Genomic DNA, 23,459 nt, shown 5'->3' with positions numbered 1-23,459 from the left:
GCCAGCGACGCAAGCCACTGTCGGGTATCCTCGCTTTCAAGACGAGCGAGTTGTTTCTGGTCCAGCTCACGAAACAGCAATTGTGAAAACCACTGATAGACCGCGGCACGTTGCTGGAAAATAAGGCTATGCTGCATTGTCCCCCTCCTCTTTCACTATCTCCGGCCCACCAAATCCCGTGACCGGTGGAACATGTTGCTGATAGCGCTCGACATCCACCAGCACGGTATGCGCTGAAGGCCCTTGCGCCAGTTGAGACGTACCAATATCCGCGCTCAGGACATTAGGATCGCCATAGGTACATAGCGTCCCGGCTTTCCCACCTTCCTGTGGGGAATACCATGCCCCTTCATGAATGCGGATCACGCCAGGGGTAAAATCAGGGCTAATCACCACCCCCGCCAGCACCTGACCGCGCGCGTTAAAGACCCGCGCAATATCCCCGGCTTTTAACCCCCGCGCGGCAGCATCTTGCTCGCTGATGTAAAGCGGTTCTCTTCCCGCTACCGCATACGTGCTGCGAAACGCATCACTTGAGCACAACTGGGAGTGCAGGCGTTTATCCGGGTGACAGGATTGCAGGTGCAGTGGATATTTATCTTTCCTACTCTGATGGCTACGTTCAAACGGCTCCATCCACACCGGATGTCCAGGGCAATCGTCATACTGAAAACCGGCAATCGTTTTGCTGTAAATTTCAATCAGACCTGATGGTGTGCCCAGGGGATTAAGATCGGGCTGATCGCGAAATTCGCCATGACGCACCCACGGTTGTCCCGCGGGATATTCAACATACCCTTCACCTTTCCAGAACGTGTCAAAGTCTGGCAACGTAACACCGAGCGAGGCCCCCATTTTGACCCCTTCGTCATAAAGCGCTTGTACCCACTGCATTTCATCGCGGTTTTCCCGGTATACCGACTCCTTGTCAAAACGTTTACAGAGTCCGGCAAACACGTCGAAATCATGCCGCGCTTCATATTGCGGTTTGACGACCTGATGCAGCGCCATCAGTCCCTTATTCGAATGGGTGCCAAACTGCTCAATATCGTTACGTTCAAAGCGTGTGGTAACAGGCAGGACGATATCGGCAAAACGACAGGATGCGGTCCATTGGTGATCTAACACCACCACGGTCTCCAGTTTCTTCCACGCCTCGATCATCCGGTTGCGATCCTGCTGGGCGTGGAATGGGTTAGCCGCGCTGAAGATCGCCATTTTGATGTCAGGGTAGATTAACGTCTCACCGTTAAACGCAATCTTTTTGCCCGGCTCCAGCAGGCAATCAACAATACGTGAGGTAGGAATATGCTCGGATACGCCGCGAAAATCTGCTTTATACTTCGCCTCTGGCGGATTGTTAATGCTCCCCAGACCAGAAAGTACCGGCCCGGCTGACGTCACCGTCCCTCCGCCGTTGTAGTGCCAGCCGAACCCCACACCGCCGCCCGGTAAGCCAATTTGACCAACCATACTGGCCAGCACCACCAGCATCCAGGGATACTGTTCGCCGTGGTGCATACGCTGTACGCACCAGCCGCCCATAAACTGCGTCCGACCTTTCACCAGCAGCCGGGCAAAGTCACGGATCTGATCCGCCGTCAGCCCACAGATTTCAGCAGCCCACTCGGCGCTTTTCGGTTGTTTGTCTGTTTCTCCCATCAGGTAGGGTAAAAACTGCTCGAAGCCGACGGTGTAGTCGTTAATGAATGCCGTGTCGAACAGTTTTTCTTCATACAGGGTATGTGCGAGCGCCAGCAGTAACGCAACATCGGTCTGTGGTCGTAACGCCAGCTGTTCACACCCCAGAAAATTTTGCGATTTGCTGCGCACCGGATCAACGCTGATGACGCGCATTTTTCCCTGGGCGACGGCCTCTTTGATCTGCTGCCAGTAGCCAAACGCATCGTGATCGGGAACCAAAAATTCAATCTGCAAGTTCTTAATGGGATCACAGCCCCACAGTACGATGGTATTACTGTTCTCGATAACCAGCGGCAGCGAGGTTTGCTGTTCATAGACTTCAAGCGAACCAATAACATGCGGCAAAATCACCTGGGCTGCAGCCGCTGAATAGTCGCCTACGGTCGTCACATAGCTACCATGCAGGCCGAGCCCTCTGTCCATTGCACCGCCAGCCTTGTGGTATTTGCCCACCATTTGCCAATCTGCCAGCCCGGTAAAGACGCCGGATGAACCGTAGGTTTTTTGCACCCGCTCAAGCTCTTCATAAAACAGGTCCAGCGCCTGATCCCAGCTAACCCGCACAAAACGATTATCTCCCCGCTGGCTACGATCCGACTTCTCACGCTTGCGTAACCAGTCCAGTCGAACCATCGGATAGCGAACCCGTGAAGGGTTGTAGACGATTTCACGTACCGCATTGAGCATATCGCACGGGTGTTTGTCATGTTTGAACGGACGCGTTTCCGTCCACTCGCCGTTAACCACTTTGGCTTCAAAAGCACCATAATGTGAGCCGGACTGGATCCATTGTTCGGGGTTTTCCCCCGCCGCCCATACTTTTGATATCAGCGGATTAGGCGCCAGCGCACTGGCTGCGCCAACCGCCAGCATTCCGGTCAGAAAACGACGGCGGGACGGATTAAAGTCATGAATATCCATATCTTATCCTTATTATTTGTTGGGTTCAGACACATCGCTGGCGTGTGTCTGGAGGTATTTCAACAACGTACGTTCTTCCACCGGATTGAGTCGATAATACGTCGACATCGCTTTCAGTCCGGCAATCCAGCCATTGGCGGTGTATCGGGTAGCCGGCGGCGTGCTGTGACAGGCGCTACACGTCGATTGCAGCATCTGATCTGAGTACTCCCATACCGGAGTAATGCTATCGATGAGTCCCTGCGCGGAGGTCCATGCGGTCACGCTCACCTGCTGCCATTCCTGATGCGAACCTGGGTCAGTCTGGGTTTGCAGGACTTTCACGTTTTCCATCAGTGAAGCATCCAGAACCGCGGAGAATACGCGTTTACCCATATACTGGGTGATCACCCGCCCACGCCCCTTGCTTTCACGCCAGCCCGTCACTTCCAACTGGACGTTGCCTCCCTCTTTTTGCAGCACCTTGACCTGGGTCGCCGGAAATAACAGCGCTTTCCCTGCTGGTGCCCCTGCCGTGGCTGTCAGTGTTTTTTCGCTTAACGAAAACAGCGTCGTCGCAGTTGACAGTTTTTCTCCCTGCTGTTGTAGCTGCTTGTAGCGATCGCGAAAACCACTGCTCATGTCCGGTTTGTGGTGCGCGATCCCTTTGTGGCAATCAATGCAGTTGCTGTCCTTCGCCGCTGCCGCCGTCATCTGCGCCGCGGCATTGGCGGATTGTTTTCCATGATCCATCGCTTCATAGCTGTGACACGATTTACAGGCTGCCGAGTTGTTGGCGCTCATCCGCGCCCACTCTCGCTGGGCGAGCTCAGCCCGTTTAGCATTGAATTTTTCCGGGGTATCGATAGAGGGTGAGATAAAGGTGTGATAGAGATCGTTTAGGGCTTCGGTTTTACGCATCAACGTCGGGACGACTCCCGGGGGAATGTGGCAATCCTTACACTCCGCTCGCACGCCAGAGGCATTACGAAAATGCACGCTGGTTTTATACTCCTCTCCAGGTGTGCGCATCGAGTGGCACGATAAACAAAACTCCGTAGTGCTGGTGTAATGGACTCCTTGCCATGTTCCCCAAATAACAATGGCCATTACGACAGCGCCACCTAACGCACACCAAAGCGCGTTCTTTTTTATCCACGACATACCTGCCTCCATTTTTTTAATAGCGTCACGCTAAGGGATATTAAAAAGCAAAAATAGAGACAGCGATTTCAGATTATAGGAACAGCCTTAACTCTATGAGGCGTGTCAAAATAGCAATATTCTGAAACGTGTAATATGCCGCTATTGTTTAAACAAGGAATTTCCTCATGCTGGCACTGTTTCTCAATAGGGAAAGTCGCACCCCGCTACAATTACAGATCTTTCAATTCTACTTTCAGGCAATTCAGCAAGGCGATTTGCTTTGTGGGGATAAACTGCCCTCTATCCGCGAACAGGCACAGACGCTAAACGTGGCCAAAATCACGGTGGTGATGGCGTATGAAAAACTGATGGCGGCCGGTTTTATTAAGAGCAGGCAGGGTATCGGCTATGAAGTCACATTTACGGCACCTATGCGTAGTCCCCCAACACACGTGCCATCTGCGGAAGGCTCACCACCGATAAAGCCTAAGCCTGCCGGTGTTTCTACCGATGTTTACGCTGAAATGGGACGTGAGTGCTATTGCCGGATGGGCGTCCCTGACCCCAATGCGTTTCCCTGGTCAAGCTGGCGTAAATGGAATAATGCCCCCAGCGTACTTAAAGAGCAGCTACTGACTCGATATCATTCACCAAATGGATTATTTTCATTGCGTGAGCAAATTGTCAGATACCTTAATTTATCCCGCGGCATTAATACCAGTGCACAAAACATCATCATTACTGATGGAATTCAGGAAGGGTTGTCACTGCTCAGTCAAATATTCATTATTCATCATGCACTAAGCCAGAATAAAAAGTGTCACGTGGTCGCCGAATCACCTTGTTATTCTGGCGCATGGCATCTGTTTAATTATTATGGTGCCGATATTACGTCTATTGCCGTGGATAATCACGGGCTGTGCACCGATAATTTACCCGAGGTTGAAACCCAGCTTTGTTATGTGACACCTGCTCATCAGTATCCAATGGGCAGTGTTCTGTCACTTGAACGACGTAAGTCATTACTCACGTGGGCACAGCGAGTGGGCGCCTGGATTATTGAAGACGATTACGATGCCGTATTTACGTATGGCGAGAATCCCCTTCCGGCACTGAAAGCCATGGATTACCACAACCGGGTTATCTACATGGGGACTTTCTCAAAAACGCTGGGACCGGGGGCACGTCTCGGTTACCTCGTTTGCCCCGATGAGCTGCTGCCCGCCGTTCAAAATATGAAAGCGCTGAACAACAATGGTAGCCAGTGGTTATTGCAGCAGTTTTTAGCCGAGTTAATGCAAAACCAGGTGTTTTATACCCATCTCGGTAAGCTAGCCTGCAACTATGCAGCACGCCTCGCATTACTGCGTGATGGCTTATCAGCCCTGTTCCCTGAAGGAAAGATCGATGGTGCCACGGCAGGGTTACATCTCTCATTACGCATTGACTGGTCGCCTGACGTCATCGCAAAACTACGCCAGCGCTGCCTGCAGGCAGGGGTGCGCTTTGATACATTACAGGAAATTGAAAACGGCTCAGAAACAGCGTGGCGGCAAAAAAATTCCGATGCGGTGATGTTCTTTGGTTTTGGCGGACTGCAGGTGCCGCACCTCAGAAAGGTATTAAACGTACTGGAGCAGGAGAGGTGTGCGTTATTACAGCAATAACAACGCACCTGAGTATTGCCGGGGGCGGGACAAGCGCCATCCGGCAATTTATCGCCTGGTGTTGGGCGAATTACAGCAGATCGCGGAACTGCGTTTTTTTCAGCGCCAGCTCCACGCCGCGAACTTCTGCCAGTCCTTTCAGGCGACCAATCGCGGAATAGCCCGGATTCGTTTTCTTATGCAGATCGTCAAGCATCTGATGCCCATGATCCGGGCGCATTGGGATCGGACGCAAATCACCCGCTTTCTTACGGCGTTGCTCTTCGCTCAAAATAGCTGCCACCACCGATACCATATCCACATCGCCCTGCAAGTGTGCGCCTTCGTGGAAGGTTTTCGGGTTTTCTTCACGGCAGGTTGAACGCAAGTGTGTGAAGTGAATACGATCGCCAAAGGTCTCAATCATTTTTACCAGATCGTTATCGGCGCGCACGCCGTACGAACCGGTACACATGGTGAAACCGTTATTGATACTGTCTACCGTTTCTTTCAGCCATTGCATATCTTCAATGGTCGACACGATACGTGGCAGACCGAGGATTGGCCTTGGCGGATCGTCAGGATGCACTGCCAGACGTACACCAACTTCCTCAGCAACAGGCACAATCGCCCGCAGGAAGACAGCCATGTTATTGCGCAAATCATCTTTGCTGATCCCATCATATTCCGCCAGGCGCGCGCGGAATTGATCCAGCGTATAACCTTCTTCGGCACCAGGCAGGCCAGCAATAATGTTGCGGGTCAGCTTTTCAATGTCGGCAGCGGTCATTGCATTGAAATAATCCAGCGCCTGACGTTGCTCTTCAGCGGTGTAATCAGCTTCGGCACCCGGACGTTGCAGAATGTGCAATTCAAAAGCCGCAAACGCAATCTGGTCAAAACGCAGCGCTTTGGACCCATCCGGTAGCTGATATTCAAGGTCAGTACGCGTCCAGTCCAGGATCGGCATGAAGTTGTAGCACACGGTATCGATGCCGCAGGTCGCCAGGTTACGAATACTTTGCTGATAGTTGGCAATCCACGTTTGATATTGACCTGAACGCGTTTTGATATCTTCGTGAACAGGGATACTTTCCACCACCGACCAGGTCAGCCCTTTTTCGGCCAGGGTAGCCTGGCGCTTTTGAATTTCTTCTACGGGCCACACTTCACCGTTGGGAATGTGGTGCAAGGCGGTCACAACACCCGTTGCGCCAGCCTGACGCACATCGTCAAGCGATACTGGATCGTTTGGTCCGTACCAACGCCAGGTTTGTTCCATTACTTCACCTCACAAGTTGTTATACCAAATTAAACGACTTTTATGACGACTACCATACAGGCATCCGGTATACGATCAACACACCGCCCATCATTGATTGATCCAGCTCACATTACCCGGATAAATGAGGCACACCAATTCAATTTGTTGTCATATAACTTTATACTGCCATTGTTAATTAATGGTTAATCAGGTGTATTTAATGAAGACTATTGCCTCAGCGTCTCTTGCGGAAAATGTCGTGATGCCTCAGTACGATCGCCAACAGCTAAAAACGCGGATCGTACATTTTGGTTTCGGTGCATTTCATCGCGCCCATCAGGCGTTATTGACCGACCGGGTGCTGAATGCGCAGGGTGGAGACTGGGGGATTTGTGAGATCAGCCTGTTCAGCGGCGACCGGCTGATGAGCCAGCTACGCGAGCAGGATCATTTATTTACCGTGCTGGAAAAAGGTGCGGCCGGCAACCAGCCGATTATCGTCGGGGCCGTCAACGAGTGCCTGAATGCAAAGCTGGATTCACTGGCGGCTATTATCGAAAAATTTTGCGAGCCTCAGGTCGCTATTGTTTCGTTAACCATTACGGAAAAAGGCTACTGTATTGATCCTGCCACGGGGTCACTCGATATCGCTAACCCGCGTATTATTCACGATCTGCAGACACCGGCAGAACCGCACTCCGCGCCCGGAATTATTGTTGAAGCACTGCACCGCCGACGTCAACGTGGGCTGCAACCGTTTACCGTCCTCTCCTGCGATAACATCCCGGACAACGGTCATGTGGTAAAAAACGCTGTACTGGGAATGGCGGAGAAACGCTCACCTGAACTGGCTAACTGGATTCGGGAGCACGTCAGTTTCCCGGGAACCATGGTAGACCGGATTGTCCCGGCAGCGACGGAAGAATCACTGGATGAAATCGCCCGCGAATTAGGCGTGGCAGACCCTTGCGCAATCAGCTGCGAGCCGTTTATTCAGTGGGTTATTGAAGACCATTTTGTCAGCGGCCGTCCGCAATGGGAAACGGCAGGTGTCCAGATGGTCGAAAACGTCTTGCCGTGGGAACAAATGAAACTGCGGATGCTGAACGGCAGTCATTCGTTTCTCGCTTATCTCGGCTATCTGGCGGGATTCCAGCATATCAGCGACTGTATGCAGGACAGCGCATTTCGTGAAGCCGCTTACCGGCTGATGCTCAGCGAACAGGCCCCCACGCTGCAAATTACCGATGTAGATTTGGACCAGTATGCCGACAGCCTGCTGGAACGCTTTGCCAATCCGGCGCTGAAACATAAAACCTGGCAAATCGCAATGGATGGCAGCCAAAAATTACCGCAACGTATGCTGGACGGGATCCGCGTTCATTTAGCACGTCAAAGCGAGTGGCCGCTGCTGGCACTCGGCATTGCGGGCTGGATGCGCTACGTAAGCGGGATTGATGATTCAGGTGAAATTATCGATATTCGTGACCCGATGAGTGACAAAATCCGCACTATCGTCGAACAGAGTACGGAATCAGAACGCGTCAGCGCGTTGCTTTCACTGCACGAAATCTTTGCCACTGACCTCGCGCAGAACCCACAATTCATCGATACCGTGGAACGAGCCTGGCAACGTATCGCCCAATACGGTGCACATCAGGCGGTCATCGAGACGTTAAAAAGTTAACGATTTCTGCCATTAAACAGGACGAAGTTCGTCTTCGTCCTCTCTGCGCTTCTCTTTTCCCCCGTTTTTCGCCAGGATTGTTAAAAGCCATTACGGTAATTTATGAATCTGGAGTAAGCGTGACTAAAACCAATCTCATCACGGGTTTTCTCGGCAGTGGCAAAACCACATCTATTCTTCATCTATTGGCCAACAAAGATCCCGCAGAGAAGTGGGCCGTTTTGGTCAATGAGTTTGGCGAAGTGGGTATCGACGGCGCACTGCTCGCCGACAGCGGCGCAATGCTCAAAGAGATCCCCGGCGGCTGTATGTGCTGCGTTAATGGTTTGCCCATGCAGGTTGGCCTCAATACGCTGTTACGTCAGGGAAAACCGGATCGGCTGCTGATTGAGCCCACCGGCCTCGGGCATCCCAAACAGATTCTGGATTTACTCACCGCGCCGGTTTACGAACCGTGGATCGACTTGCGCGCAACTCTCTGTATCCTTGATCCGCGCCTGTTGCTGGATGAAAAAAGCGTCGCGAATGAGAATTTCCGCGATCAGTTGGCCTCTGCCGATATCATCGTTGCCAATAAATCCGATCGTGCCACGACAGAAAGCGAAACTGCTCTGCAAACCTGGTGGCAGCACTACGGCGGTAACCGCCAGTTAGTTTATGCCGATCATGGACAGATCGACGGACAATTACTGGATTTGCCCCGACTGAATCTGACGGAACTTCCCTCCAGTGCGGCACATACTCACCAGCATGCTGATAAAAAAGGGCTGGCAGCACTAAGCCTGCCTGCCCAGCAACGCTGGCGCCGCAGTCTGAACAGCGGTCAGGGGCATCAGGCCTGCGGCTGGATTTTTGACGCTGACACGGTGTTCGATACCATCGGCCTGCTGGAATGGTCACGTCTCGCCCCTGTCGGCCGCGTGAAGGGAGTGATGCGTATTAAAGAGGGGCTGGTGCGTATCAATCGTCAGGGTGAGGACTGGCATATTGAGACCCAAAACGTCGCCCCTCCAGATAGCCGCATTGAACTCATCTCCGATACCGAGACCGACTGGAATGCATTACAGAGTGCATTGTTGAGGCTTCGTTTAGACGCTGGCGCGTAAGGTTGCCTCCGTTTTATGGCAATGGTAAACGACGATGAAAACCCGATACCCACTAATACTCCTGCTTAATATTGCTGGTCTGGCGCTGTTTTTGTCCTGGTACCTTCCACATGGGCATGGGCTCTGGTTTTCTCTCGATTCGGGCATCTTCCACTTCTTCAATCATAAGCTGGTTGAGAGCCCGCTCTTCCTGTGGATTGTCGCGGTCACCAATAACCGGGCATTTGACGGCTGCTCATTATTGGCGATGGGCACATTAATGCTGAGTTTTTGGTTAAAAGAAACGCAGGAAGGTCGTCGTCGTATTGTGGCAATTGGGCTGGTGATGCTGCTAACAGCGGTGATATTAAACCAACTGGGCCAGGCGCTTATTCCGGTTAAGCGCGCCAGCCCCACCCTCACGTTCGATAATATTAATCGCGTCAGCGAGCTGCTGCATATTTCAACAAAAGATGCGTCCAGAGACAGTTTTCCTGGCGATCACGGTATGATGCTGCTTATTTTTTCCGCATTTATGCTACGTTATTTCGGAAAAGTCGCAGGAATAATCGGCCTTATTATCACTGTGGTTTTTGCCTTTCCACGCGTAATGATCGGCGCACATTGGCTTACAGATATCGTGGTAGGTTCTATGACCGTCGTATTGATTGGCTTGCCCTGGTGGTTAATGACGCCATTAAGCGACCGTCTGGTTACGCTGTTTATTCATTATCTCCCCGGCAAAAACAAACAATTTTTAAACAAATAACGCAAAGTAATTAACATCATCAGGAATGCTTCTGATTTCCTGATGATATCTGCCAGGAAATTATCCTTCTGACTGTCATTCTCCTGTCATATTATTCCTTTTTAAAATGAATGAATTGCGTGTTTTTCACTCTATTTGTTCTTAATTTAGCCAATGCAGTCTATTCACTTTCTGTATCACTTTTTCTTATAAGAAATCACATAAAATCACTCGCAATGACCGGAGCGATCGGGTAACCTCAGACTCGTTTTGCCTCGCGGGATAATTATTCACTATAAGAATAAATTTGTGCGTTCTGCCACAGATTTGACCTTAAAGAATTGTCTCATCATGCGTTGGTAATTAGTCTCGTCACGTTTGGCATTTTTTATAACGATATTTATCGTTAAGGACTTCAAGGGAAAACAAACAAAATGGTCAAATCTCAACCGATTTTGAGATATATCTTGCGGGGCATACCCGCGATAGCAGTTGCGGTTCTGCTTTCTGCATGTAGCACAACGAACACCGCCAGGAATATGCATTCTGAGACGCATGCTGTGGGCAATGGAGATAACTCTTCACTGCAAGCCTCTCAGGATGAATTTGAAAATATGGTACGTAATATCGATGTTAAATCACGTATTATGGACCAATATGCTGACTGGAAAGGCGTGCGTTACCGCCTTGGCGGCAGCACCAAAAAAGGTATTGATTGTTCAAGCTTCGTACAGCGTACGTTTCGTGAGCAATTTGGTTTAGAGCTTCCGCGCTCAACCTACGAGCAACAGGAAACGGGCAAATCCGTTTCGCGCACTAATCTGCGCACAGGCGATCTGGTTCTGTTCCGTGCGGGTTCCACCGGCCGTCACGTCGGTATCTATATCGGCAATAACCAGTTTGTACATGCCTCGACCAGCAGTGGCGTTATCATTTCCAGCATGAACGAGCCTTACTGGAAAAAACGTTACAACGAAGCTCGCCGGGTCCTGAGCCGCAGTTAATTTCGTTTGGCAGCTATCCCTTGGCTATCCTGATGAGACTTATCAAAAGCACTGCTTCGGCAGTGCTTTTTGCGTTGCGCTATGTTTAAGAAAAATCTCACTATACGAATCAATCCAGGTTATAGTTTTACAGATCAAGCCGTTTAATAATAAGCAGATACCCCAGGTAAACATAAGGAACTATGTTCAGACGTCCTTCATCTTCCAGTCGAAATGTCCTTTTTACCTGTATTTTTACGGGGGTAGTCGTCGCGATACTTGTCAGCACCCTGCAGTTTTTTGCCACCTGGCACAAACGAGATGTAAAGTACGAAACGCTTCTTTCCGATATCGACTATTACATCAGCAGTTACCTCTCAGACCTCAAAAGCACAACAGATGCCCTGCAGCCGCTGGTCTCATACAATTGCCAACAAGTTGCCGCCAGGCTAACTGCCAGCGCAGCGTTTAACCTCAATGTACGCGCTTTTTTATTGGTAAAAGATGGTATTGCTTTCTGCTCATCCGCAACTGGCGCGATGGACTCGCCTATTCTGTCGCTGGTTCCGAAGCTGGATCTCAAGCAAGATGTCGATGTGGAATTACTGTCCGGTACCCCGATGATGCCGGACAATCCGGCGATCATGATTTGGCAGCGGAATCCTTCATTTAAGAATAGCGGCGTGTTTTCCTCACTGAATATCAATCTGGCGCCTTACCTTCTCTATACCGCCCGAGAAGATGATTTTGACGGTATTGCAATTATTGTTGGTGATACCGCTATCACGACATTTTCATCCCAACTGATGGACGTTTCCGCGCTTCCGGATACCACCTGGCGCCAGACGACGCTGAAAGGGATCCCGATGAAGATCCGGTTATACGCGCAAGAGTGGACGTACACTGACGTCTGGTATGCCGTCATGTTGGGATGTATGGCCGGGATCATGACCGGGTTGCTTTTGTGGTACTACAACTACGCCGTTCGTTTACGCCCGGGAAAGGATATTCTCAACGCTATCAAGCACGATCAGTTTTATGTGGTCTACCAACCAGTCGTTGAAATGCAGACGCTGGAAGTAAAAGGGGTAGAAGTATTGTTACGCTGGCGCCACCCGACAACAGGTGAGATCCCGCCAGATGCGTTTATTCACTACGCTGAATCACAGCAAATGATCGTGCCGCTGACGCAGCATCTGTTCAAACTGGTGGCCCGTGATGCCCCCGCATTAAAAAAAGTGTTACCGCAAGGCGCAAAGCTCGGGCTCAACATCGCCCCAACGCACCTGCATGGTGAAAGCTTTAAAGACGATATTCAACACCTGAACGCTTCCCTGCCGCCACACCATTTCCAGGTTGTACTCGAAATCACCGAACGCGATATGCTCAATCAGCATGAAGCCTCAAAGTTATTTGAATGGCTACACGCTGCCGGATTCGAAATTGCCATTGATGATTTCGGTACCGGCCATAGCGCACTCATTTATCTGGAACGCTTTACCGTTGACTATCTGAAAATCGACCGAGGATTTATCAACGCCATTGGGACAGAAACGCTAACGTCTCCGGTACTGGATGCGGTGTTGACACTGTCTAAGCGTCTTAATATGCTGACGGTTGCTGAAGGGGTAGAAACGCCTGAGCAAGCCCGATGGCTACGCGATCGCGGGGTTCATTTCTTCCAGGGATACTGGATCAGCCGCCCATTAATGCTTGATGATTTTGTACGTTGGATGGCGCAATCCGATAAGCCAACGTGGTGATCGCACCTGGCGATTCATATATTTTCACTCGCCACCCCAACCGCTATTTCTCAGGCAAGAAGCCTGTCGGGTTGTGGCAGGACAAGGAAACCTCTGTGATATGATTCCTCGTGTACTGCTTCTGTTTATCGCCCTTATCGGGTTTAACGTTCATGCCCAATCCATCAAAGAAAGCTACGCCTTTGCCGTGTTGGGCGAACCCAAGTACGCGTTTAACTTTAATCATTTTGATTACGTAAACCCTGCGGCCCCCAAAGGCGGGCAGCTCACCCTCTCCGCCCTGGGTACCTTCGACAACTTCAACCGCTACTCGATGCGCGGCAACCCTGGCTCACGCACTGAAACGCTCTACGATACGCTGTTTACCACCTCGGATGACGAACCCGGCAGCTACTACCCGCTCATCGCTGACAGAGCGCGTTACGCCGATGATTATTCGTGGGTAGAAATCGCGATTAATCCGCGGGCCCGTTTTCATGATGGTTCACCCATTACCGCACGCGATGTTGAATTCACCTTCCATAAATTTATGACCGAAGGCGTACCGCAGTTTCGTTTGGTCTACAAAGGAACGACGGTAAAGGCAATTGCCCCGTTAACAGTGCGAATTGAACTCGCCAAACCGGGTAAAGAGGACATGCTCAGCCTGTTTTCATTACCGGTGATGCCAGAGAAGTACTGGAAAGATCATAAGCTCAGCGATCCCTTATCATCACCACCGCTCGCCAGCGGCCCTTATCGCATTACCAAATGGAAGATGGGCCAGTATATTGTCTATTCGCGCGTCAAAGATTATTGGGCTGCTGACTTGCCCGTCAATCGCGGACGCTGGAACTTTGATACCCTCCGCTACGATTACTACTTAGATGATAACGTCGCTTTTGAAGCATTTAAGGCTGGAGCGTTCGACCTGCGACTGGAAAACGATGCCAAAAATTGGGCAACCCGTTATACCGGCAAGAATTTCGCCAATCATTACATTGTCAAAGACGAACAAAAGAATGAGTCCGCGCAGGACACACGATGGTTAGCCTTTAATATTCAACGTCCAATGTTTAGTGACCGACGTGTACGGGAAGCGATTACGCTGGCCTTTGATTTCGAATGGATGAATAAGGCCCTGTTTTATAATGCCTGGAGTCGGACAAACAGCTATTTCCAGAACACCGAGTATGCAGCCAGAGGTTATCCCGATGCGGATGAACTGGTGATCCTCGCGCCATTGAAAAAAGAGCTGCCACCGGAAGTCTTCAGTCAAATCTATCAACCACCGATGTCGAAAGGCGATGGCTACGATCGTGAAAACCTGTTGAAAGCCGATACGTTACTCCAACAGGCGGGATGGATACTGAAAGGGCAACAACGGATAAATAGCACCAGCGGTAAACCGCTGACCTTCGAGTTATTACTCCCGGCAGGTAGCAACAGCCAGTGGGTGCTGCCGTTCCAGCACAACCTGCAACGCTTAGGCATTACGATGAATATCCGCCAGGTCGATAACTCGCAAATCACTAACCGTTTGCGCAGTCGCGACTATGACATGATGCCCAGGCTCTATCGCGCAATGCCGTGGCCAAGTTCAGACCTGCAAATTCTCTGGGCCTCTGAATATATAGACTCCAGCTATAACGCGCCCGGAGTGCAAAGCCCGGTCATTGATAAACTGATTAGCCAGATCATTGCCGCACAAGGGAATAAAGCCAAACTGATCCCGTTGGGGCGGGCACTGGACCGGGTATTAACCTGGAACTACTACATGTTGCCGATGTGGTACATGGCTGAAGATCGTATCGCCTGGTGGGATAAGTTTTCGCATCCGGCGATCCGCCCGATTTATACCATTGGCATCGACAACTGGTGGTATGACGTCAACAAAGCGGCGAAGCTTCCCGCAGCCAGACGACAGGGAGAGTAAATGGGCGCTTATTTGATTCGACGTCTGCTGCTGGTGATCCCAACGCTTTGGGCCATCATTACTATCAACTTTTTTATCGTACAGATAGCACCTGGCGGTCCTGTTGAACAGGCCGTCGCCGCCATTGAGTTCGGACAAAGCGGCGCGTTGCCCGGTGCGGGCAGCGAAGGTGTTCGCGCCAGCCACGCGCAAACCGGCGTAGGGAATATCAGCGACAGTAACTACCGTGGCGGTCGGGGTCTGGATCCGGAAGTCATCGCGGAAATTACCCGTCGCTACGGATTCGATAAACCCATTCATGAACGCTATTTCAAGATGCTCTGGGACTATATCCGTTTTGATTTTGGCGATAGTCTGTTTCGCAGTTCCTCTGTTCTTACGCTAATCAAAGACAGCCTCCCGGTGTCCGTTACCCTGGGGCTGTGGAGTACGCTCATCATCTATCTGGTGTCGATACCGCTTGGGATCCGCAAAGCGGTTCACAACGGCAGTCGTTTTGACGTCTGGAGCAGCGCATTTATTATTATTGGCTATGCCATTCCGGCCTTTCTGTTTGCCATTTTGCTGATCGTTTTTTTTGCCGGGGGCAGCTATTACGACCTGTTCCCGCTACGTGGGCTCGTGTCCGCTAACTTTGATGCCCTGCCCTGGTATCAAAAAATTACCGATTATCTGTGGCACATTACCCTGCCAGTGCTGGCAACCGTGGTAGGTGGGTTCGCCGCGCTGACCATGCTGACCAAAAACTCATTTCTGGATGAGGTTCGTAAGCAGTATGTCGTTACTGCGCGCGCCAAAGGCGTTAGTGAGAAAAATATTCTATGGAAGCATGTGTTCCGCAATGCCATGTTGCTGGTAATCGCAGGATTTCCCGCCACATTTATCAGTATGTTTTTCACCGGCTCACTGCTGATTGAAGTGATGTTTTCGCTTAATGGTCTGGGATTACTGGGGTATGAATCTACCGTATCGCGCGACTACCCGGTGATGTTCGGCACACTCTACATCTTCACCCTGATTGGCCTGTTGCTCAATATCCTCAGTGATATCAGCTATACGTTGGTCGATCCTCGTATTGATTTTGAGGGACGCTAATGTCGCGATTAAGCCCCGTCAATCAGGCCCGCTGGGCGCGTTTTCGTCATAACCGCCGCGGCTACTGGTCATTATGGATTTTTTTGGTGTTGTTTGGCCTGAGCATGTGTTCCGAGCTGATCGCTAATGATAAGCCGCTGTTGGTACGCTATGACGGCAGCTGGTATTTCCCTCTGGTTAAAAACTACAGTGAGAGCGATTTCGGCGGCCCGTTAGCAACAAAGGCTGATTATCAGGATCCGTGGCTGCAACACCGTCTGGAGAGACAGGGTTGGATACTATGGGCCCCCATCCGGTTCGGTGCTACCAGCATTAACTTTGCCACCGATAAGCCCTTCCCCTCTCCACCCTCTGCGCAAAACTGGCTGGGTACTGACGCAAATGGTGGTGACGTGCTGGCGCGTATCCTTTACGGCACCCGCATCTCAATTCTGTTTGGCTTGATGCTGACCCTGTGTTCCAGCGTCATGGGGGTGATGGCTGGCGCGCTACAGGGCTATTATGGCGGTAAGGTAGACCTGTGGGGACAACGGTTCATCGAAGTGTGGTCCGGTATGCCAACGCTGTTTCTGATTATTTTGCTATCCAGCGTCGTTCAGCCTAACTTCTGGTGGCTATTAGCGATCACCGTGCTGTTTGGCTGGATGAGCCTGGTGGGCGTGGTACGCGCGGAATTTCTGCGCACCCGAAACTTTGATTATATTCGTGCCGCTCAGGCGCTCGGGGTTAGCGATAGCAGTATTATTTTGCGTCATATGCTACCCAATGCGATGGTTGCCGCCCTGACCTTTTTACCGTTTATTTTATGTGCCTCAATCACCACACTCACCTCGCTGGATTTTCTCGGGTTCGGATTACCGCTTGGCTCGCCATCACTGGGAGAATTGCTGTTGCAGGGTAAAAACAACCTGCAGGCGCCGTGGCTTGGCATCACCGCGTTCATCTCCGTTGCCCTCTTATTATCGCTACTGATTTTTATTGGTGAAGCGGTACGCGACGCATTTGATCCCAATAAGGCGATTTAAGATGACACAACCTCTGTTAGCTATTGACAATTTATCGGTAGGTTTTCGCCAACAGAACACCGTGCGCACCGTGGTCAACAGTCTGTCACTGCGCGTTGATGCCGGACAAACGCTGGCGCTGGTGGGCGAGTCCGGCTCAGGTAAAAGCGTCACCGCGCTTTCGGTGTTGCGTCTGTTGCCCACGCCGCCTGCGGTGTACCTCTCCGGTGATATCCGCTTTCACGGCGCATCACTACTTCACGCTAACGAGCAGACGCTTCGCGGTGTGCGGGGAAATAAAATCGCCATGATTTTCCAGGAACCAATGGTGTCGCTAAATCCACTCCACAACCTGGAAAAGCAGCTTTATGAAGTGCTGTCGCTGCATCGGGGAATGCGTCGGGAAGCCGCACGGGCAGAAATTCTGACCTGTCTGGATCGTGTAGGCATTCGCCATGCAGCGAAACGCCTTACAGATTATCCGCACCAGCTTTCCGGCGGTGAGCGCCAGCGCGTAATGATTGCTATGGCGCTGTTAACCCGCCCGGAGCTGCTAATTGCTGATGAACCAACCACCGCGCTGGATGTCTCTGTGCAGGCGCAAATTTTGCAACTGCTGCGGGAGTTGCAGCGTGAGCTGAACATGGGATTGCTGTTCATCACTCATAATCTCAGCATCGTGAGAAAGCTAGCCGATTCCATTGCCGTCATGCAGAACGGTCAATGCGTTGAACAAAACCGTGCCGAGCCACTGCTTGCCGCGCCAACCCATTCCTACACACAGAAACTGTTAAATAGCGAACCCTCCGGCGATCCAGTCCCTTTAGCCGCCGGACAACCGCCATTGCTGGAAGTGAATGGGCTCAGGGTCGCCTTTCCCGTACGCAAGGGTATCCTCAAGCGCGTGGTGGATCATAACGTCGTGGTTAACAACGTCAGTTTTACCCTCAGACCCGGTGAAACACTGGGACTGGTGGGTGAATCAGGCTCCGGGAAAAGTACCACCGGTCTGGCGCTACTGCGATTAATCACATCGCAAGGCAGTATTGTGTTCGATGGTCTGGCGCTGCATACCTTAAATCGCCGCCAACTGTTGCCAGTACGTCACCGCATTCAGGTGGTCTTTCAGGACCCCAACTCTTCACTGAATCCGCGTTTGAGCGTATTACAAATTATTGAAGAGGGATTGCGCGTTCACCAGCCAACACTTTCCGCTGAACAGCGTGAAGCGCAGGTAAAAGCAGTGATGGCTGAAGTCGGACTCGATAGCGAAACCCGCCATCGTTATCCTGCAGAGTTTTCTGGCGGTCAACGCCAGCGCATAGCCATTGCCAGGGCATTGATTCTCAAACCCTCGCTGATCATTCTGGATGAGCCAACATCCTCGCTCGACAGAACCGTACAGGCGCAAATCCTCACGCTGTTAAAGTCCTTACAGGAAAAGCATCGTCTGGCTTATATTTTTATCAGCCATGATTTGCATGTTGTACGTGCGTTATGCCATCAGGTAATTGTGTTGCGGCAGGGAGAAGTCGTGGAACAGGGGCAATGCGAGCACGTATTTAACGCGCCACAACAAGCCTATACGCGTCAGCTGCTCGCGCTAAGCTGACGCTCAAAACGGATTGTTGTTTGAAAACGGTTCTGCGATGGCCACGCCGAAATTTTTCAGTCTGCAGGTCGCGGCAAACTCATCCTGGCGATTAACAAACAGGCACGGTTCCCCTTCACATTCCAGCACGGAACAAGGTACCTCAATGTCGCTGAGAGCCTGGCTAAGTTTATGCATGACTGACCATGCGCTGTCACCATCAGGACTAAGCAATTTGAGGGCCACCAGGCTGTTCTCATTGCTCTGACCGTTGTGCGGAATCGGTTCAACCTTTGAACCTGCGAAACCCACCGACCAACGATAGCACTGCGGCAGACGATGAACGATTGAGAGTTGTAATGTCATCACTTTCTTTCCCTGGAAGTACAATCACTTCACAATTATTTTACATCAATATTAACACATCATTGACAATACGTCTTTAGACAGTTGGTAAACGTTTACACCCAGTCTTTATGCCGCTTTCCGAACCCACTATTTAAATTTATTCAACGGTTCAGGCATGTTTCCGCGCTATATGTACTCGTTTCTGCGATCTAACTCAACCTTTTTAACTACAATGATGTGACTTTTTACATAAATTGATTTTACATAAAATAAACATAAGCGGGGAAAATGATAGATTTGCGGTTGATGTACATCAACTCTGGAGGCCTTATGACCCCCAGGTTGTGTAATAGATCACCGTTTTTTGGCGCGACTGGCGTAGAGATAGAAGAGAATTGAGCTGGTGGCGCAAAACGCTATCGACCATATCATTGGCCAGGCCGAGTTAAAGGTTGCCAGAGATAACAGCGCGCCAACAATCGCGCCGATGCCAAAACGAAACGTCCCCGCCAACGATGAGGCCGTCCCGGCCATGTGTGGAAACTCATCCAGAATGACCGCCATCGCATTTGATGACACCATCGACACACAACCTACAAACGCCGCAACACCGACAACCAGTGCCCAGAATCCAACGCCGAACAGCGCGCTGAATACCATCCAGCCCGCCATCACAAACTGGATCCACAGCCCGGTACGGAACATATTTAGTGCACCAACCCGCCGAACAAAGCGGCTGTTGATGATGGTCATCACGAACAGGAACACAATATTCAGCGCGAAGTAATAGCCGAAATTCTGCGGTGAAACGTGGTTGATCTCAATGTAGACAAAAGGTCCGGCGCTCAGGAAAGAAAACATCCCGGCAAAGCTAAACCCACTGGCCAGCATGTAACTCAGGACGCGCTTGTGGCGAAACAGCGAGGCAAAGTTGCCCAGAGTCGTGCGCAAGCGAAACGGCTGGCGACGCTCTACGGGCAAGGTCTCTTTGATCAGCGTAAAGATCATCACCGAGGCCAGAATCGCCGCCACAGCGAGGATCCAGAAGATATAGTGCCAACTCAGCCATACCAGCACCCAACCGCCCACAATAGGTGCCATCAGTGGCGCAATCGTCGTCACCAGCATGACAAATGACATCATGCGCGAGAATTCTTCTTTCGGATAGATGTCGCGCATCAGGGCATTGATGACCACGCTTGCCGCCGCAGCTGCCAGACCATGGAAGAAACGCATAGTGATCAACTGATCGATAGTTTGCGCCAACGCACAGGCGACCGCTGCTGCCGCAAACACCAGAGTCCCGCCCAGTATCACCGGTTTACGCCCGATGCTGTCGGCCATCGGACCATAGATCAACTGCCCAACCGCGAACCCCAGAATATAGGTACTGAGGGTCATTTGCGCGCTGCCTGCCGGCACGCCAAATTGAGCAGAGATCACCGGCAGTGCCGGAAGATACATATCGATCGACAACGGCATCAACATGGCCAATAAGCCAAGGATAAAAACAATGGCAATTGAAGAGTTCTGCCGGGTGGTCACATTTAGCTCCTGAAATTAACGCGGGGTTAAGTTAACGCTGGCGATTTCTTCTTCGGTCAATGGACGGTATTCTCCGGGCGCCAGATCCTCATCAAGCTTGATGGCACCGATGCGTTCACGATGCAGTTCCACAACGTGGTTTCCCACGGCGGCAAACATACGTTTAACCTGATGATAGCGCCCTTCACTGATGGTCAAACGTACCTGAGTCGGCGTAATCACTTCCAGCACGGCGGGTTTGGTCAGGTCTTTCTCATTGTGCAACTGTACGCCACGGGCAAACAGTTCGGCGGTATCATCTGCCACTGGCGACTCCAGTGTCACCAGATAGGTTTTCTCACAATGGTGGCGAGGCGAAGTGATGCGATGAGACCACTGTCCGTCGTCGGTCATTAACACCAGTCCGGTGGTATCGATATCCAGACGCCCTGCCGCATGTAGTTTGTGCGCGACAGGTTCATCAAGGAAATAGAGCACAGTCGGGTGATCCGGGTCATCCGTTGAGCAAACATAACCCTGGGGCTTATTCAGCATAAAATAGCGCGGGCCATTTTGTTGAACCAGGGAATTACCGTCATATTCTACGTCGTGCTCTGGCAGTAGCTTAAAAGCGCTATTTCTGACGATTTCGCCGTCGACGGTAACACGGTTACCACGGATCTCACGCCCGGCAATAGCGCGGCTGACGCCGAGTTGCTGAGCGATAAATTTATCAAGTCGCATGAGTGTGATTTTGCCTGTAACAATACGGAAATCGGGCGTTATGCCCGAAAAGTGGAGCCGTTTTCCGCTCAGTATAACGAGCTAACAACTTCCCTCAAGGGAAAAAGATTCGTGGCATACTATACGCGAGACTGTTACATATTGTGAGCCCATGATTTTTACTCTTCGTCCTTACCAAAAAGAAGCCGTGGATGCCACGCTCAACCATTTTCGCCATCACCGTACTCCGGCAGTTATCGTCCTCCCCACAGGCGCAGGCAAAAGCCTGGTGATTGCCGAGCTGGCCCGCGTGGCGCGCGGTCGCGTACTGGTACTGGCGCACGTCAAAGAGCTGGTCGCGCAAAACCACGCGAAATATTGCGCGCTGGGGCTGGAAGCCGATATTTTTGCCGCAGGTCTGAAGCGTAAAGAGAGTCACGGGAAAGTGGTATTTGGCAGCGTACAGTCGGTGGCGCGCAATCTGGACGCCTTTCAGGGAGAATTCTCCCTGCTCATCGTCGATGAATGCCATCGCATTGGTGATGATGAAGAGAGCCAGTATCAACAAATCCTGACACACCTGACCAACGTAAACCCTCACTTACGCCTGCTCGGGCTTACCGCCACGCCTTTTCGTTTGGGCAAAGGCTGGATTTATCATTTTCATTATCACGGAATGGTGCGCGGCGATGAAAAAGCACTGTTTCGCGATTGCATTTATGAATTACCGCTGCGCTACATGATTAAACATGGCTACCTGACGCCGCCAGAACGCCTCGACATGCCGGTCGTACAATATGATTTCAGCCGCCTGCAGGCGCAAAGTAACGGCCTGTTTAGCGAAGCGGACCTGAATCAGGAACTGAAAAAGCAGCAGCGAATAACGCCGCATATCATCAGCCAGATTGTCGAGTTTGCTCAGACACGCAAAGGGGTAATGATTTTCGCCGCTACCGTTGAGCACGCCAAAGAGATAGTCGGCCTGCTGCCTGCTGATGATGCGGCGCTTATCACCGGGGACACGCCTGGCGCTGAACGCGACGTGTTGATTGAAGAGTTCAAAGCCCAACGTTTTCGCTATCTGGTGAATGTGTCGGTCCTGACCACTGGCTTCGATGCCCCGCACGTCGACCTTATCGCCATTCTGCGCCCGACCGAGTCAGTTAGCCTTTACCAACAAATCGTTGGACGAGGGTTGCGCCTGGCGCCGGGGAAAACGGACTGTCTGATCCTTGATTACGCCGGGAATCCACACGACCTGTACGCCCCGGAAGTGGGTGCGCCCAAAGGGAAAAGTGACAACGTTCCGGTACAGGTGTTCTGTCCTGCCTGCGGCTTTGCCAACACCTTCTGGGGAAAAACAACGGCCGACGGCACGCTGATTGAGCACTTTGGCCGCCGCTGTCAGGGATGGTTTGAAGATGATGACGGCCATCGCGAACAGTGCGATTTTCGTTTCCGTTTTAAAAACTGCCCGCAGTGCAACGCGGAAAATGACATCGCCGCCCGCCGTTGTCGGGAGTGCGACACGGTACTGGTTGACCCGGATGACATGCTGAAAGCCGCGCTCAGGCTTAAAGATGCGCTGGTTTTGCGCTGCAGCGGGATGGCGCTACAAAATGGGCAGGATGAAAAAGGCGAATGGCTGAAAATTACCTATTACGATGAAGATGGCGCCGACGTCAGCGAACGCTTTCGCCTGCATACTCCCGCGCAGCGTACAGCCTTCGAGCAACTGTTTATTCGCCCGCACACCCGAACGCCCGGCATTCCCTTACGCTGGATAACCGCCGCCGATATCCTCGCCCAGCAGGCGCTGTTACGTCATCCTGATTTCGTGGTCGCGCGCATGAAAGGTCAGTACTGGCAGGTCCGTGAAAAGGTCTTCGATTATGAAGGACGCTTTCGTCGGGCACATGAATTACGCGGTTAATCGTACTTTTGATTGATGTACCAGCCGTTTGAGTATAGAATCTCGCCCGCTTTTGCATACGCAAAGCAGATCACTTACCTGTTGCTGGGTCGCCTGTAGCAGGAATTATTAAAGAGAGATTTAAATGTTTACTATCAACGCTGAAGTACGTAAAGAGCAGGGTAAGGGTGCGAGCCGCCGCCTGCGTGCCGCTAACAAGTTCCCGGCAATCATCTACGGTGGCGCAGAAGCCCCGATTGCTATCGAACTGGATCACGATGCAGTTATGAACATGCAAGCTAAAGCTGAATTCTACAGCGAAGTTCTGACCATCGTTGTTGACGGTAAAGAAGTTAAAGTTAAAGCTCAGGCTGTACAGCGTCACCCGTTCAAGCCGAAGCTGTCTCACATCGACTTCGTT

At 51.4% G+C, this 23,459-nt stretch carries 18 protein-coding genes and 1 pseudogene; 12 read left to right on the top strand and 7 right to left on the bottom strand.

The window, feature by feature from the left end; genetic code table 11:
* The 3 genes and pseudogenes from FDX03_RS23060 to torC all read right to left on the bottom strand — a co-directional run.
* Window positions 1-137 (bottom strand): annotated as a pseudogene (locus FDX03_RS23060) (molecular chaperone TorD); the annotation flags it as partial.
* Window positions 127-2,625 carry a trimethylamine-N-oxide reductase TorA gene (gene torA, locus FDX03_RS05260; RefSeq protein ID WP_115601770.1) on the bottom strand — a complete coding sequence of 833 codons (2,499 nt, stop codon included), beginning with the start codon at window positions 2,623-2,625 and terminating at the stop codon, window positions 127-129. The pseudogene FDX03_RS23060 and the gene torA, both read right to left, overlap by 11 nt.
* Window positions 2,626-2,637: 12 nt before the next feature.
* Entirely contained in the window at window positions 2,638-3,768 is a 1,131-nt protein-coding gene (torC, locus tag FDX03_RS05255; protein ID WP_137345563.1) for a pentaheme c-type cytochrome TorC, read from the bottom strand.
* A gap of 167 nt (window positions 3,769-3,935) precedes the next feature.
* Between torC and FDX03_RS05250 the strand changes: the two genes are divergently transcribed.
* Window positions 3,936-5,417, top strand: a complete 1,482-nt coding sequence (locus FDX03_RS05250) for a PLP-dependent aminotransferase family protein (protein WP_061068176.1) — start codon at window positions 3,936-3,938, stop codon at window positions 5,415-5,417.
* Between the two features lie 70 nt (window positions 5,418-5,487).
* Here FDX03_RS05250 and uxuA read toward each other — a convergent pair whose 3' ends face one another.
* Entirely contained in the window at window positions 5,488-6,678 is a 1,191-nt protein-coding gene (uxuA, locus tag FDX03_RS05245; protein ID WP_137345562.1) for a mannonate dehydratase, read from the bottom strand.
* A gap of 202 nt (window positions 6,679-6,880) precedes the next feature.
* Between uxuA and FDX03_RS05240 the strand changes: the two genes are divergently transcribed.
* From FDX03_RS05240 to yejF, 9 genes are all read left to right on the top strand, one after another.
* Complete coding sequence (locus FDX03_RS05240) at window positions 6,881-8,347, top strand: fructuronate reductase (protein WP_115643156.1); 1,467 nt, start codon at window positions 6,881-6,883, stop codon at window positions 8,345-8,347.
* A 119-nt stretch (window positions 8,348-8,466) separates the two neighbouring features.
* Window positions 8,467-9,453 carry a GTP-binding protein gene (locus tag FDX03_RS05235; RefSeq protein WP_048211145.1) on the top strand — a complete coding sequence of 329 codons (987 nt, stop codon included), beginning with the start codon at window positions 8,467-8,469 and terminating at the stop codon, window positions 9,451-9,453.
* 34 nt (window positions 9,454-9,487) lie between these two features.
* Entirely contained in the window at window positions 9,488-10,201 is a 714-nt protein-coding gene (locus tag FDX03_RS05230) for a phosphatase PAP2 family protein (RefSeq protein ID WP_048211144.1), read from the top strand.
* 413 nt (window positions 10,202-10,614) lie between these two features.
* Entirely contained in the window at window positions 10,615-11,184 is a 570-nt protein-coding gene (mepS, locus tag FDX03_RS05225) for a bifunctional murein DD-endopeptidase/murein LD-carboxypeptidase (protein ID WP_003027474.1), read from the top strand.
* A 182-nt stretch (window positions 11,185-11,366) separates the two neighbouring features.
* Window positions 11,367-12,926, top strand: coding sequence for a cyclic di-GMP phosphodiesterase (locus FDX03_RS05220; protein ID WP_137345561.1), 1,560 nt, complete (start codon window positions 11,367-11,369; stop codon window positions 12,924-12,926).
* A 100-nt stretch (window positions 12,927-13,026) separates the two neighbouring features.
* On the top strand, window positions 13,027-14,841 hold the full coding sequence (locus tag FDX03_RS05215) for an extracellular solute-binding protein (protein ID WP_137345560.1): 1,815 nt from the start codon (window positions 13,027-13,029) through the stop codon (window positions 14,839-14,841).
* Window positions 14,842-15,936, top strand: coding sequence for a microcin C ABC transporter permease YejB (locus FDX03_RS05210; protein ID WP_137345559.1), 1,095 nt, complete (start codon window positions 14,842-14,844; stop codon window positions 15,934-15,936).
* The gene (locus tag FDX03_RS05205) at window positions 15,936-16,961 is read left to right on the top strand and encodes an ABC transporter permease (protein ID WP_061068180.1); all 1,026 of its coding nucleotides are present in this window, start codon (window positions 15,936-15,938) and stop codon (window positions 16,959-16,961) included. Before FDX03_RS05210 ends, FDX03_RS05205 begins: the two co-directional genes overlap by 1 nt.
* A gap of 1 nt (window position 16,962) precedes the next feature.
* A complete protein-coding gene (yejF, locus tag FDX03_RS05200) occupies window positions 16,963-18,552 on the top strand; it encodes a microcin C ABC transporter ATP-binding protein YejF (RefSeq protein WP_048211140.1) in 1,590 nt (529 codons plus the stop codon).
* 3 nt (window positions 18,553-18,555) lie between these two features.
* Here yejF and FDX03_RS05195 read toward each other — a convergent pair whose 3' ends face one another.
* The 3 genes from FDX03_RS05195 to rsuA form a co-directional block, all read right to left on the bottom strand.
* Entirely contained in the window at window positions 18,556-18,900 is a 345-nt protein-coding gene (locus FDX03_RS05195; protein WP_087051313.1) for a YejG family protein, read from the bottom strand.
* 333 nt (window positions 18,901-19,233) lie between these two features.
* Window positions 19,234-20,424 (bottom strand): Bcr/CflA family multidrug efflux MFS transporter, encoded by a 1,191-nt coding sequence (locus FDX03_RS05185; protein ID WP_048211138.1) that lies wholly within the window; start codon window positions 20,422-20,424, stop codon window positions 19,234-19,236.
* Between the two features lie 15 nt (window positions 20,425-20,439).
* Window positions 20,440-21,147: a 16S rRNA pseudouridine(516) synthase RsuA gene (gene rsuA / locus FDX03_RS05180; protein ID WP_061068181.1), complete on the bottom strand. Its 708-nt coding sequence runs from the start codon at window positions 21,145-21,147 to the stop codon at window positions 20,440-20,442.
* 151 nt (window positions 21,148-21,298) lie between these two features.
* Here rsuA and FDX03_RS05175 point away from each other — a divergent pair, with 151 nt between their 5' ends.
* Window positions 21,299-23,059: a DEAD/DEAH box helicase gene (locus FDX03_RS05175; RefSeq protein WP_061068182.1), complete on the top strand. Its 1,761-nt coding sequence runs from the start codon at window positions 21,299-21,301 to the stop codon at window positions 23,057-23,059.
* A 124-nt stretch (window positions 23,060-23,183) separates the two neighbouring features.
* On the top strand, window positions 23,184-23,459 hold a 276-nt coding region (gene rplY, locus FDX03_RS05170; RefSeq protein WP_137345692.1), incomplete at its 3' end, for a 50S ribosomal protein L25.

This window comes from Citrobacter sp. wls827 (assembly GCF_005280875.1).
Lineage (GTDB): Bacteria > Pseudomonadota > Gammaproteobacteria > Enterobacterales > Enterobacteriaceae > Citrobacter > Citrobacter youngae.
Note: the sequence above shows the minus strand (reverse complement) of the source record. Positions and strands in the feature narration are given on the sequence as shown.